16 protein-coding genes are annotated in these 12,461 nt (G+C 53.7%); 15 read left to right on the top strand and 1 reads right to left on the bottom strand.

Going from position 1 to position 12,461, the window contains the following annotated elements:
* Nucleotides 1-16: 16 nt before the first annotated feature.
* From KUC_RS11250 to rloA3, 9 genes are all read left to right on the top strand, one after another.
* A complete protein-coding gene (locus KUC_RS11250; protein ID WP_007113325.1) occupies nt 17-364 on the top strand; it encodes a Na+/H+ antiporter subunit C in 348 nt (115 codons plus the stop codon).
* Nucleotides 361-1,962: a Na+/H+ antiporter subunit D gene (locus KUC_RS11245; RefSeq protein ID WP_040480707.1), complete on the top strand. Its 1,602-nt coding sequence runs from the start codon at nt 361-363 to the stop codon at nt 1,960-1,962. The genes KUC_RS11250 and KUC_RS11245 overlap by 4 nt, the downstream gene beginning before the upstream one ends.
* Nucleotides 1,959-2,432, top strand: a complete 474-nt coding sequence (locus tag KUC_RS11240; protein ID WP_007113323.1) for a Na+/H+ antiporter subunit E — start codon at nt 1,959-1,961, stop codon at nt 2,430-2,432. The genes KUC_RS11245 and KUC_RS11240 overlap by 4 nt, the downstream gene beginning before the upstream one ends.
* Nucleotides 2,432-2,701, top strand: a complete 270-nt coding sequence (locus KUC_RS11235; protein WP_007113322.1) for an MrpF/PhaF family protein — start codon at nt 2,432-2,434, stop codon at nt 2,699-2,701. The genes KUC_RS11240 and KUC_RS11235 overlap by 1 nt, the downstream gene beginning before the upstream one ends.
* Nucleotides 2,694-3,098, top strand: a complete 405-nt coding sequence (mnhG, locus tag KUC_RS11230; RefSeq protein WP_007113321.1) for a monovalent cation/H(+) antiporter subunit G — start codon at nt 2,694-2,696, stop codon at nt 3,096-3,098. The genes KUC_RS11235 and mnhG overlap by 8 nt, the downstream gene beginning before the upstream one ends.
* A 374-nt stretch (nt 3,099-3,472) precedes the next feature.
* Nucleotides 3,473-3,679, top strand: coding sequence for a DUF2256 domain-containing protein (locus KUC_RS20215; RefSeq protein ID WP_083825780.1), 207 nt, complete (start codon nt 3,473-3,475; stop codon nt 3,677-3,679).
* Nucleotides 3,663-5,108, top strand: a complete 1,446-nt coding sequence (locus tag KUC_RS11225) for a DASH family cryptochrome (RefSeq protein ID WP_007113319.1) — start codon at nt 3,663-3,665, stop codon at nt 5,106-5,108. Before KUC_RS20215 ends, KUC_RS11225 begins: the two co-directional genes overlap by 17 nt.
* Before the next feature lie 86 nt (nt 5,109-5,194).
* Nucleotides 5,195-6,463: a lytic murein transglycosylase gene (locus KUC_RS11220; RefSeq protein WP_007113318.1), complete on the top strand. Its 1,269-nt coding sequence runs from the start codon at nt 5,195-5,197 to the stop codon at nt 6,461-6,463.
* Between the two features lie 41 nt (nt 6,464-6,504).
* Nucleotides 6,505-7,074, top strand: a complete 570-nt coding sequence (gene rloA3 / locus KUC_RS11215) for a retropepsin-like aspartic peptidase RloA3 (RefSeq protein WP_007113317.1) — start codon at nt 6,505-6,507, stop codon at nt 7,072-7,074.
* A gap of 29 nt (nt 7,075-7,103) precedes the next feature.
* Here the strand turns inward: rloA3 and KUC_RS11210 are convergent, their stop codons facing one another.
* Entirely contained in the window at nt 7,104-7,817 is a 714-nt protein-coding gene (locus tag KUC_RS11210; protein WP_007113316.1) for a 16S rRNA (uracil(1498)-N(3))-methyltransferase, read from the bottom strand.
* A 136-nt stretch (nt 7,818-7,953) separates the two neighbouring features.
* Between KUC_RS11210 and phaR the strand changes: the two genes are divergently transcribed.
* From phaR to coq7, 6 genes are all read left to right on the top strand, one after another.
* Nucleotides 7,954-8,460, top strand: a complete 507-nt coding sequence (gene phaR, locus KUC_RS11205; protein WP_007113315.1) for a polyhydroxyalkanoate synthesis repressor PhaR — start codon at nt 7,954-7,956, stop codon at nt 8,458-8,460.
* Between the two features lie 67 nt (nt 8,461-8,527).
* On the top strand, nt 8,528-9,814 hold the full coding sequence (gene purD / locus KUC_RS11200; protein ID WP_007113314.1) for a phosphoribosylamine--glycine ligase: 1,287 nt from the start codon (nt 8,528-8,530) through the stop codon (nt 9,812-9,814).
* Between the two features lie 40 nt (nt 9,815-9,854).
* On the top strand, nt 9,855-10,295 hold the full coding sequence (locus KUC_RS11195) for an acyl-CoA thioesterase (protein ID WP_007113313.1): 441 nt from the start codon (nt 9,855-9,857) through the stop codon (nt 10,293-10,295).
* Nucleotides 10,295-11,167, top strand: coding sequence for a phosphoribulokinase (locus KUC_RS11190; protein ID WP_040480705.1), 873 nt, complete (start codon nt 10,295-10,297; stop codon nt 11,165-11,167). Before KUC_RS11195 ends, KUC_RS11190 begins: the two co-directional genes overlap by 1 nt.
* Nucleotides 11,168-11,227: 60 nt before the next feature.
* On the top strand, nt 11,228-11,569 hold the full coding sequence (locus KUC_RS11185; RefSeq protein WP_007113311.1) for a histidine triad nucleotide-binding protein: 342 nt from the start codon (nt 11,228-11,230) through the stop codon (nt 11,567-11,569).
* Between the two features lie 39 nt (nt 11,570-11,608).
* A complete protein-coding gene (gene coq7, locus KUC_RS11180; RefSeq protein ID WP_007113310.1) occupies nt 11,609-12,250 on the top strand; it encodes a 2-polyprenyl-3-methyl-6-methoxy-1,4-benzoquinone monooxygenase in 642 nt (213 codons plus the stop codon).
* Nucleotides 12,251-12,461 lie beyond the last annotated feature (211 nt).

Here is a 12,461-nt window from a genome sequence, read left to right as displayed (position 1 = left end):
TAATAGGAGGTACAGCATGGAACCATTAATGGCAGTGGCGATTGGCCTGCTCTATGCGACGGCTATTTTTATGATGTTGCGCCGCTCTATCGTCAAATTGGTGATTGGTTTGATGCTGCTCTCTAATGCCGCCAATTTACTTATTTTTACCACGGCGGGCATGACCCGTGGGGCACCTCCGCTTATCCCCGAAGGGATGATGCAGCCGCCTAGCGGCGTGGCAGACCCGTTACCCCAAGCGGTCGTGCTGACGGCGATCGTGATTGCTTTCGGGGTGCTTGCCTTTGCCGTGGTGTTGATTCGACGTGCCTACGAAGTGGTTAAGGCCGATGATCTCGATAAGATGAAGGATACTGATACGTGAGGCCTGAAGTTGCTCTTCCCGTCCTCTTGCCCTTGCTGTCAGGGGCAATTTCTTTGTTGTTTTGGCGTTCGCGACCGATGCAACGCTTTGTGGCCGTAGCAGGCAATATTGCGCTGCTGATGGTTAGTTTGTGGTTGTTTGTAGCGACGTTGTCGGATGGCTACGTCACTATGCAGATGGGTAGCTGGCCAGCACCCTTTGGAATTACCTTAATTGCTGACTTGTTGAGCGCGGTGATGGTGTTGATGACCGCGATTATCGGCTTGGCAATGGGCATCTACTCGCTGGCCACCACTGGCCGCGGTCACGAAAAATTTGGCTACTACCCGTTAATGCACTTGCTGCTCGCCGGGGTGATGGGCGCATTTTTGACCGGCGACATCTTTAACCTTTATGTATGGTTTGAGGTCATGCTGGTGGCCTCTTTTGCGCTACTGATCTTAGGCGGTGAACGGGCGCAGATGGAGGGGGCAATTAAGTACGTGACCCTGAATCTGTTGGCATCGGTCATCTTCCTGACCGCGGTGGGGCTGCTTTATGGCATGGTGGGTACACTCAACATGGCAGACATTGCGCTGCGTATGGATGAGGCGGAACACACTGGCATGGTCGAAGTGCTTGCGGTCATGTTTATGGTGGCTTTCGGGATTAAAGCGGCCGCCTTCCCGCTGTTTTTTTGGTTGCCTGCCTCATATCACACACCGCCGGTCGCCGTTTCAGCACTGTTTGCCGGGCTGCTCACCAAGGTGGGTGTTTATGCGATGTTCCGTGTCTTCACGCTGATATTCGATCAAACCATGGGCTATCTCCAGGACATTATGCTCTGGGGCGCTGCATTTACCATGGTAACGGGCGTGCTCGGAGCTGCGGCTCAATATGAATTTAGGCGAATACTGTCGTTTCATATCGTTAGTCAGATCGGCTATATGATTTTAGGCTTGGCGTTGTACACCCCTCTAGCAATTGCCGGCGGCGTGTTTGCTATCGTGCATAATATGGTGGTGAAGACCAACCTCTTCTTAATCAGTGGTATCACCCATCGTTTGCAGGGAACCTATCAGCTTAAAAAAATGGGCGGGCTGTACCGAGAACGCCCTTGGCTTGCCGTGGCGTTCTTTCTTTCTGCCTTCTCGTTGGCGGGGATACCGCCGCTGTCAGGCTTTTTTGCCAAGTTTGTGATTGTGCGCGCCGGCCTAGAGGTGGAAGCCTATGTCGTTATCGGAATTGCGCTGGCCGTGGGGTTAATGACGCTCTACTCAATGGTGAAAATTTGGAATGAGGTGTTTTGGAAGTCTCTCCCGGAAGATAATCATGTGCCTGAAACCACCACGCCTAAGGGCGACGACGGACGGCTGTTAAAGCCCAGTCTGTGGATGATGTATTTGCCGGTAATGGTTTTGGCGTTATGTTCACTGCTCATTGGTGTGCTTGCAGAGCCGATCATGTGGGTGATGATGGGTATTGGTGATCAACTGTTCGAACCCTCGGGGTATATTGAAGCGGTGCTAGGGGTAGCAGCCAGTGCAGATGATGTACTGCTGGAACCATCGTCAGGGGTAGCCGCACCAGGGGCTAACGCCGAGGAGGAAGCGCCATGACCGGTGCTATTTGGAATCTACTGCTAGGTCTTGCATGGGTATTGTTAAGCGGTGATTTCACCGGCTTAAACCTCCTTGTCGGGTTGATATTTGGCTATATCACCCTGGTATTGATTGAGCCTCAACTCGACTCTTTGAAGGGCTACCCGGCGCGTGTGCCGCGCTTCATCGGCTTTATTGGTTTTTTTCTAAAAGAATTAGTTCAAGCCAACTTGCGCGTCGCTTTCGACATTGTAACTCCGCCTTGGCATATGAAACCTGGGGTCATCGCGATGCCGCTTTCTGCACGCACCGAAATGGAAATTACTATGGTGGCCAATCTAATTTCACTGACACCAGGAACGCTGAGTCTGGATGTGTCGGATGACCGTAAGGTCTTGTATATCCACGCAATGTTTTTAGACAACGAGGAGGAGCTACGGCGCAACTTAAAAGAGATGGAGCACCGTGCTTTGGAGCTGTTTCGATAATGGATACCGTCATTTTAATAAGCCAAGTCATCATGAGCTTGGCGCTTATTCTTACTTTTGTTCGTGTGGTGCGCGGCCCGAGCCTGCCTGATCGCGTTGTGGCGTTAGAGCTTTTTTCTACCAGCGTGGTGGGATTAGTCGGTGTCTATGCCATCAAGTCTGATGTGGCTAGCTTTCTGGATGCCGCCATTGTGATTGCATTGATGGGATTCTTAGCAGCCATTGCGTTTGCGCGCTTTTTGGAAAGGGGAGGCCCAAGGGATGATTGATTTCATAAAGGGCGCGTTAATTATCGGTGGTGCGCTATTTATACTGCTTGCCTCAGTCGGGCTTCTACGGTTGCCTGATTTGTTAACCCGCATGCATGCCACCACCAAGGCCGCGGCATTAGGCGTCATCTTAATTATGTTGGCGGCCGCTATGCACTTTGCTGAAGTGGGGATCGTGGCACGTTCGTTCGCCATCATCGTGTTTATCCTGATGACCGCCCCAGTGGCGGCCCACGTGATTGGCCGGGCCGGGTACTTTGTCGGCTCCAAGCTGTGGAGTGGTACCGTAAAAGATGAGTTACGCCCCAACTATGATCCTTTAACGCATGAGTTGAAAAGTGGCTTGGAAACCCAGGAAAACGCCAAGCGCCAGCCCCGCGAGACGGATCCTGACTAGGAGCCTGTCCGACTTAACACTGATCTACTGCGAATCCCGGCATTTTGCCAACTTTATTCGATCGATTTCGTTAAATAGCGCGCTATTCGCCTCAATCGATCGATAAATTTGGCTCAAAAGCCGTGCTTCTCGCGACGATCGGCCAAGCCGGACAGGCTCCTAGAGCAAGCCACGTCGTAGCCATTGAATAATCGCAAAAAAGCCACCTTCGGGTGGCTTTTTTGCGTCTGGAGATGGGATGTATTTAGACGCGGGTGATTAGTTCGTCCTTAATAAATCCTGTACAATAAAAATCATGTACAATAATTATACTGTATAAGATAATGTGTTCATGTTTTACACCTTGCCCCGCAAAAATGTGATTAAACGTGACCATGCGACGCAAACACCACATGCCGCAAAAAAACTGTGCTCAATGCCAGCGACCGTTTACTTGGCGGAAAAAATGGGCGCGCTGTTGGGACGAGGTGCGTTACTGCAGCGAGCGGTGCCGTCGTAGTGCTAGGCAACCAAAAAGATTAGCAACTAGCACAGGGCATCAAAGCACCTCAAGGAGGCACGAGCATGAACAGCACGATTGATATTGTCTGGCTGCAAGACGACTTGCGTATTGCTGATAATCCTCTTTTACACTTTGTCTCCTCTCCTTGTTACCTACTGTGTCTGTACGTCGTAGACGAGCAGTGGTTCTCGCCGTTATTTGACGGCGAATCGACGCCGCGTATTGGGCCTGCGCGCTTGCGCTTTTTATGGCAAAGCTTAATGGAATTACGTGGTGAGCTTCTGCGGCGCGGTAGCGACTTGCTGGTGCGAATTGGTAAGCCCAGCGATGTGGTGATTGAACTGGCGTCAACGCTTAACGCACGACAGGTACGCGTTGCTGACCATGCAGGGGTTGAGGAAAGCGCACATATTCAGGCGGTTGAGCAAGGGCTGCCTAGCCACACTGCGTTTGATTGCTTAGAGAGTGGACGACTCATTGATCGACAGGCACTGCCTTTTGAACGCGAAGCGCTGCCTGCGAGCTTTTCTGCCTTTAGGCGCAGAGTTGAGGGAGTATGCACTGTCCCCGTCAGTCGCTGCGCCCCAGTAACGTTGCCACCCTGGCCTGAGGCGCCTAGGGGGTTTCCTCCGCTAAAAGCCGTCTGTGAGCAGAGCGCTAATTGGCAGCCCGATCCCCGCCAAGGCTACGCATATTGGGGTGGAGAGTCAGCGGCACATGGGCGCTTGAAGGATTACTTGTGGGATCAGCAGGGCGGAGAAACGTACAAGAAAACCCGCAACGGGCTGTTGGGGGCTAATTTTTCAACGCGTGTTTCACCCTGGCTGGCGCGGGGATGCCTATCTGCTCGCCAAGTCAATGACGCGGTGAAGGCGTGGGAAGCGGAAAACGGCAGTAATGAATCGAGCTACTGGATTACCTTCGAGCTACTCTGGCGGGAGTATTTTATCCGCGCCGCCCAGCTGGAAGAGGAGACGTTGTTTGGCTCCCGCCAGACTGATAAGCCATGTGCTGCTTTCGATGCTTGGCGTAATGGCGACACGGGTCTGCCGTTTGTGGATGCTGCTATGCTGGAACTTCGTCACACTGGTTGGCTATCCAATCGTGCCCGGCAAAACGTGGCCAGCTTTTTGGTTAAAGACTTAAAGGTAGATTGGCGTTTGGGGGCGTTATGGTTTGAGCACTGCCTGATTGATTATGATGTGGCCAGTAACTGGGGGAATTGGCGCTATATTGCCGGTGTTGGGCGCGATCCACGCCAGGATCGTTACTTTAACGTGCTAAAGCAGGCAGGACATTACGATCCTCAGGGCCTGTATGTTGCTCATTGGCTGAAGCCGCTTGAAAAGCTACCCCATGGTTTAGCGCGTCACCAGCCGTGGCGTGCAGACCCCTTGGCGTTTGAAGCTCCCTGCGTTTTACCCGAGCAGTGGGAGCGGTGGTTGATTCCGCCCTGTGAGGCAGGCAGTTTAGCCGAGCCGCCCGCTGTGGCGAGCGTTATAAAGTAGTCGTCACCTTCTGCCAGGCCCTAGTATCTAGCTCTTTTCTAGGCCATCATCCCTGTTATGCCAAGGACTGCCCAAGGATCGAAATAATGTCTGGTGATTTTTCTATTGGGCGGCGTTGCCGCCCCCTGTTGTGTGCCTCATTAATAGCAGCAATAAGTACTCCTTTTGCAGCAAGCGGAGCACTCGCTAATCCTCAACTGATGTCAGAAGTGGATTCCCAGGCTGCCACAGAGGTTAGCTATGCTAATTTCCAGCAGTGGCTTCAAGACTTTCGTCAGTATGCTGCTGGCCAAGGGATCAGCGAAGCGACACTAAGAAAAGCGCTGGATGGCGTTCGTTATCGTGAGCGTGTAATTGAACTCGACGGATACCAGCCCGAATTTGTCCGACCTATTTGGGAATACCTGGATACCGCGGTTTCGTCCACGCGTATTAATAACGGGCGGGAAAAACTGGCTGACCACCGCCATACCGCGCAGCAAATGCAGCAGCGTTATGGGGTGCCCGCCGAAATTATTGTCGCCATTTGGGGTATCGAGAGTAACTACGGCAGTAATTTTGGTGATTTTTCGACCTTGGAGTCCCTTGCGACACTGGCTTACGATGGTCGGCGCCGTGATTTTGCCCGGGGCGAACTGCTCGCGGCGCTACGTATTATTGACCAAGGTGATATCGCCGCAGAGCAGATGAAAGGCTCTTGGGCAGGAGCCATGGGCCATACCCAATTTATTCCCAGCAGCTTTGAAGCTTACGCGGTGGATGGTGATGGTGATGGGCGGCGCGATATCTGGGGTAGTATTCCTGACGTAATGGCATCAACGGCCAACTATCTTGCCCGGGCTGGATGGCAAGCCAGCCAACCTTGGGGGGCAGAGGTACGCCTACCCGAAGGGTTTGATTACGCTCAGACCGAGCGACGCAGCAGCGCCGAGTGGCGCAGTCAGGGCGTGCAGGCTCAGCAGGGCGAATTGCCGAACTTTGCTAGCGCAGCCATTGTTATACCTGCTGGCGCTGATGGCCCTACCTTTTTGGTAGGCGCTAACTTCCGTGCGATCTTACGCTATAACAATGCCACCAGTTATGCGCTGGCCGTAGCGACACTGGGGGATGCAATTGCCGGACGTGATGGTATTCAGCACAACTGGCCGCGAGATCAAGCGCCACTTACCCGTGACGATGTTCAAGAGCTTCAGCGCACGTTAAACCGTGTAGGATACTCAGTAGGCGGCGCGGACGGCATCATGGGGCCCAATACGCGGCAAGGTTTGCGGAACTTTCAGCGCGATCAAGGGTTAATACCGGATGGCTTTGCCACCCAGGAGCTGCTTGAAAGGCTACGTCAGCGTTCGCAGTAAGCAGTGTTTAAAGGGTGCTCTTACTTTCCAGGGATGATGTTATGCAGTTGATGGGTAAAATGTTTTTTAGCCGTGTGTTGTTAGGTGTCGTGTTGTTAGGTGCTGGGCTGTCTGCTTCCACGGCGATGGCGGATGATGACCAGGTATTCGGTTGGGTTGAAAAAGCGACCCTGCAACCCTGGAATATCGAGGTGAAAGCCAAGCTTGATAGCGGAGCACTAACCTCCTCGCTGGACGCCCGCGATATTGAGATGTTCCAGCAGGATGATGAGGAGTGGGTACGCTTTCGTTTGAAGCTCGAGGACCAGGCAAGTGGCGAAGTCTTCAGTGATCAAATTGAGCGGCCGCTCTATCGAGAATTGGCTGTTCGCGGTGCAGGCGGCCGCGACGAGCGCCCGGTGGTGCTGTTGGAAGTTTGTATGGGCGATACCATTTACGAAGAGCAGTTTAGCCTGCGCGACCGTGAAGAGATGAATTATCCGCTGCTGCTCGGCCGTCGTACCATTGGTCACCTTGGCTTGCTGGATGTGAGTAGAACCTTCTTGCAAGAGCCTGGGTGTGGAGAAAACGCTACCCTTGTTCCCCACGACCCGAAAGAGCATCAGTCCTGATTTATACAAAACTAACTCAACAATGAGGTTTAAAACAGCCGTGAAAGAAGAGCAGTCACGGCTGTTTCAACGCGTAAAATGCGCGGGCCAAGATGCATTCCCTCGCAGCCTGCCAACATTAGCTGCTCTACCTCCCAAGCGATAAAACCGCCCTCTGGGCCTACCAATAGCAAGGTCGGATCACTGATGCCCCTTGGGCAGGCATTTGGCATGCCAGGATGGGCCACCAGTCCGCGGCGTTTGCTGAGTAAGCCAGGCAACTGCTGCTCCAAAAAAGGGCGAAAGCCTTTGCTTAGGGTTACCGAGGGTAGCTGCGTGTCGCGGGCTTGCTCTAAGCCGAGTACCAAGTGCTGGTGAATTTTATCCGTGCGTAACTCTGGAGACTGCCAGTAGCTCTTCTCAACCCGTTTAGTATGCAACAGGGTGATCTCTTTGACGCCCAGTGACGTCACGTGCTCTAACGTACGCGCCAACATGCGAGGGCGGGGCAAGGCCAATACCAAATGCACGGGTAGCGGTGGTGGTGGTGGCTCGTTGAGGGTTTCTAATTGGAAATACGCGCGCTCAGCGGTGAGTTCTTTTAGCATCGCTTTACCCATTGAGCCGCCTTGAACACCCACGGTTAGCAGGTCGCCGGGTGCCGAGCGATGGACATTGAGCAGGTGTGTCAGTCGACGTGGGTCGGTGATGCAGACGTGGCCATCGTCGGTGAGGTCGTTAGGATCGAGCAGTATCAAATTCATAATGGTGGTCTATTGGTCACAAAGCAGGCACGGTACGCCTTGCTAAACTATTAAGGTGGCTTGCATGGGCGCGTGGTGCAGGCACAATACCAGTACCGGGAATAAAAAGTCCCTATCGCGTTTAAGGAGATGCGCCGTGCGCGTAATTCGCAAATATGCAAATCGCAGGCTTTATGATACTCAGCAGAGTCGCTATGTGACGCTGGAGGACCTGCGCCGTTTAATCATCGAAGAAGAGCCGTTTAAGGTCGAAGATGCCAAAAGCGGAGAAGACCTGACGCGTACTATTCTGCTCTCTATCATTATCGAGCAGGAACAGGCTGACAGCGAAGCGGAAGTGTTTTCTAACGACCTGCTAGCGCAGTTAATCCGTGTTTACGATATGACCTCACCACTGCCGCTGTCGCGTTATCTCGAGCAGGGTACCCAACTGATGTTGGAGCAACAGAAACGCCTGCAGAGCCAGTGGAAGCAGGCAATGCGCAATACACCGTTGGAATTTATGCGTGAGCTAACCGAAGAAAACATGCGTTTTTGGCAAAAAACCTTGAATCAGCCTGGCCAAGCCGACGAGTCGGGTGATGCGGAGCCGCATGAAGAAGATAGCAGCGACGCCAGCAATGATAACAAACCCTCTTCCTGACCCCACTTGGTACTGCGCTGTGGCATAATGCCGCCGATATACGCTCTCCCGTTTGAGAAGGATGCACATGAAGGTTTTGATGATAGGTGGCGGTGGTCGCGAGCACGCCCTGGCTTGGAAATTGGCGCAATCTAACCAGGTTGAGCAGGTGTTTGTAGCGCCCGGCAATGCGGGCACCGCAACAGAAGCAAAGCTGACCAACGTAGCGATTGCTGCAACGGATCTCGACAGTCTGGTCGATTTTGCCCGTGATGAGCAGATTGGCCTAACCGTGGTGGGCCCAGAGGCCCCCTTGGTAGAAGGCGTTGTTGATCGTTTTCAAGCCGCCGGTTTGACAATCTTTGGTCCTAGTCAAGCGGCCGCCCAGTTGGAAGGTTCAAAATCATTTACCAAAGACTTCCTGGCTCGCCATGATATTCCTTCGGCTGACTACCAAACGTTTACGGAAGTAGACCCGGCGCTTGCCTATTTAAGCAAAATGGGCGCACCGATTGTCATTAAAGCGGATGGCCTAGCCGCGGGTAAAGGCGTGATTGTGGCACTTAGCGAAGCCGAAGCTGAGGCCGCTATTCGTGACATGCTGGAAGCCAATGCCTTCGGCGGTGCTGGCGCGCGCGTGGTCATCGAAGAGTTTCTGGAAGGGGAAGAGGCGAGCTTTATTGTCATGGTGGACGGTGAACACGTCGTCCCCATGGCCACAAGCCAGGATCACAAACGCGCCTATGATGGTGACACTGGCCCTAATACCGGCGGTATGGGTGCCTATTCTCCCGCGCCGGTGGTTACCCCCGAAGTTGACGCGCGTATTATGGAGCAAGTCATTCTGCCCACCGTGCGAGGTATGGCCGCAGAGGGCAATGCCTACACGGGGTTCTTATATGCAGGCCTGATGATCGACGCAGCGGGCAATCCCAAGGTTATCGAGTACAACTGCCGTTTTGGTGACCCGGAAACCCAGCCGATTATGCTGCGCTTAACCTCTGATTTCGCCGAGCTCTGCTTAGCGGGTGCCGAGGGCAACCTGGCCGGCAAGCGCTGCGAATGGGACGCTCGCGCCGCGGTGGGTGTGGTGCTGGCGGCCGGTGGTTACCCTGGTAGCTACCGCAAGGGTGATGTGATTACCGGCTTAGCCGCGGCTGAAGAAACGGGCTGCAAAGTGTTTCACGCAGGCACCGTGCAAAATGCCCAGGGCGAGATCACTACGGCAGGTGGCCGTGTGCTGTGTGTAACGGCATTAGGCGATAGCGTCTCAGCGGCGCAGCAGCAAGCGTATCAGGGCGTTAATGCTATTCACTGGGACGGCGTCGAGTGTCGCCGCGATATCGCCTTCAGAGCGATTGCCCGTGAGGAGTAAGTAAGCCTTACGCTACGCAAATACTGACGAGGAAACAGGCATGGAGCGTGTCAAGCTGGACTTTCCCGCTGAAGCGGTCATTCATCGTCACCCTTTGACGGTGCGGGTAACCGATATGAACTACGGCCGCCACTTGGGGCATGATGCGCTGGTGTCGCTGCTCCACGAGGCACGTATTCAGGCTTTCGCTGCTCTGGATCTGCCCGAGTGGGATATGCACGGGTACCCTTCAGTCGTCGCTGATATCGCCGTACAGTATCAAAGTGAAGCACGCTGGCCCGATGCATTAATGATTGCCACTGCCGTGCCAGAGCCGCAAGGCAAAGCGTTGACGATTTATCAGCGTATTTACCAGACAGAGTCTCAGCAGGTAGTCGCCACAGCGAGGGTTAACCAACTACTGATCGATCTTGCCACAGGGCGCCCTGTTGAGGTGCCCGAGCAGGTTAAACAAGCGCTTTCCCACGCGAGGTGTGGCTGATGTCACGGGAGTATCCGATTATCGCGGTGACCGGCTCTTCAGGGGCGGGTACCACCACCGTTCGGCGCAGCTTTGAGCGCATGTTTTTGCGCGAAGATGTGCATGCGGCGGTGGTCGATGGGGATGCCTTTCACCGCTATACCCGCGATGATCTGCACCGAATCTTCCGGGAAGAGCCGGAACGCAAAGATGAGCTTTCTCATTTTGCCGTTGAGGCGAACTTGCTGGATCGCCTGGAAGGACTGTTCAGTGAGTATGGCGAGCACGGCTCGGGTACTTTTCGACACTATATCCACGCTGAAGATAAGCAGAAAATCGAAGCGGGCTGTCGGGTAGGTACTTTCACCGAGTGGCAGTCGCTGCCCTGTGGCACCGACCTGCTGTTTTATGAAGGATTGCATGGCGGGCTGGTCACTGAAGAGTATGATATTGCCCGCCATGTGGATCTGTTGGTAGGCGTGGCGCCGACCATGAATCTTGAGTGGATTCAAAAGATCGACCGTGACACCAAGTTGCGTGGCTACTCACAAGAAGCAGTCATCGACACTATTCTTGGCCGGATGGATGACTACGTTCGCTACATCCAGCCGCAGTTTTCGCGTACTCACATTAATTTTCAGCGTGTGCCGACCGTCGATACCTCTAACCCCTTTGAAGTGCAGGATATACCCACCGACGCTGAGTCGTTTGTGGTCATCCGCTTTCGGGATCCCTCCACCGTTGATTTCCCTTGGCTGCTGGCGATGATTAAAGACTCGTTTATGACCCGCCCGCACACGTTGGTCGTGCCAGGCGCGCGAATGTCGCTGGCGATGGAGTTAATCCTCGCCCCCTTGGTGCGTCATTTGTTATCGCAACGGCGCTTTCGCTAAGCGAGGCGAGCAAACTATGTGACGCCAAAATCATGTGATGCCAAAATATAGGAGAGCTGTATGGATTGTCTGTTTTGCAAAATCATTAACCGGGAAGTTCCCGCTGATATCGTTTACGAAGATGACCACGTGTTGGCATTCAATGATATTGGCCCCCAGGCACCGACTCATCAGCTGATCATTCCTAAAAAGCATATCGCGACGCTCAATGATATCGATGAAGCCGACCTTGCCACAGTGGGGCGGCTTCAGTTTACCGCCGCCAAGCTTGCCCGTGAGCAGGGCTTTGCTGAAGATGGCTACCGCGTGGTGATGAACTGCAACGAAATGGGCGGTCAAACGGTCTACCACATTCATATGCATTTAATGGGTGGGCGCGCATTCACCTGGCCTGCCGGTTGAGCTCAGCAGACCGCTATCGTAAGTCAACGGAGTGTTGCCATGGAGCGTCAACAGAGTCGTTCAGATCGCCTGATTTATCAATTTGATGCCGTTTTACGAACGCTTATGCCGCACGCTGCTTCGTCGCAGCGGATCAGCCCTGCAGAAGGTGTTGCCGAGGGTACGCTCGACGATCAAGAGCGCCGCCATGCAGCCGGTTTAATGCGTATTAATCATACCGGTGAGGTCTGTGCCCAAGCGCTGTACCAGGGGCAGGGGGTAACCGCTAAACTGCCTCATGTGCGTCACCAGATGGAACAGTCTGCCCAGGAAGAGATTGATCATCTCGCCTGGTGTGATGAGCGTCTGGCGCAGTTGCAGAGCCGAACGAGCTACTTAAATCCGCTGTTCTATGCTGCTTCGTTTGGCATTGGCGCAGCCACGGGGGCGGTCAGTGACCGTATTAGTTTGGGCTTGGTAGCCGCGACCGAAGAGCAGGTAGGTAAGCATCTTGATTCACACCAACAGTCGCTACCCAGTGGCGACAAGCGCTCACGCGCCATACTGCGCCAGATGGCCATTGATGAAGCCCACCACGCTCAGCTTGCCTTAGAAGCGGGTGGCGTTCGCTTTCCGGCACCGGTGAAGTGGGGTATGCGTCTGGCCTCTAAGGTGATGACTAAAAGCGTCTATCATATTTGATACATGATCACGCTGAAGAATGGGGCATAGGGAGATGCTTTAAGAGAAGTCGCAAATTTAGTTTGTTTTGTTTCTTATTTTGTTTCTTGTGCCATTTTTTACTGGCCGCAGACGTTAGGGCCTGTTGACGTTTCACTCACGGCCGCGCTGGCGTCAGTGCAATCACAAACTAAAAGGCCCCGCTATGCGGGGCCTCTTTGCTGTTAATAGT

It is taken from the genome of Vreelandella boliviensis LC1, from assembly GCF_000236035.1.
GTDB lineage: Bacteria > Pseudomonadota > Gammaproteobacteria > Pseudomonadales > Halomonadaceae > Vreelandella > Vreelandella boliviensis.
This window is presented reverse-complemented; position numbering and strand designations above follow the sequence as displayed.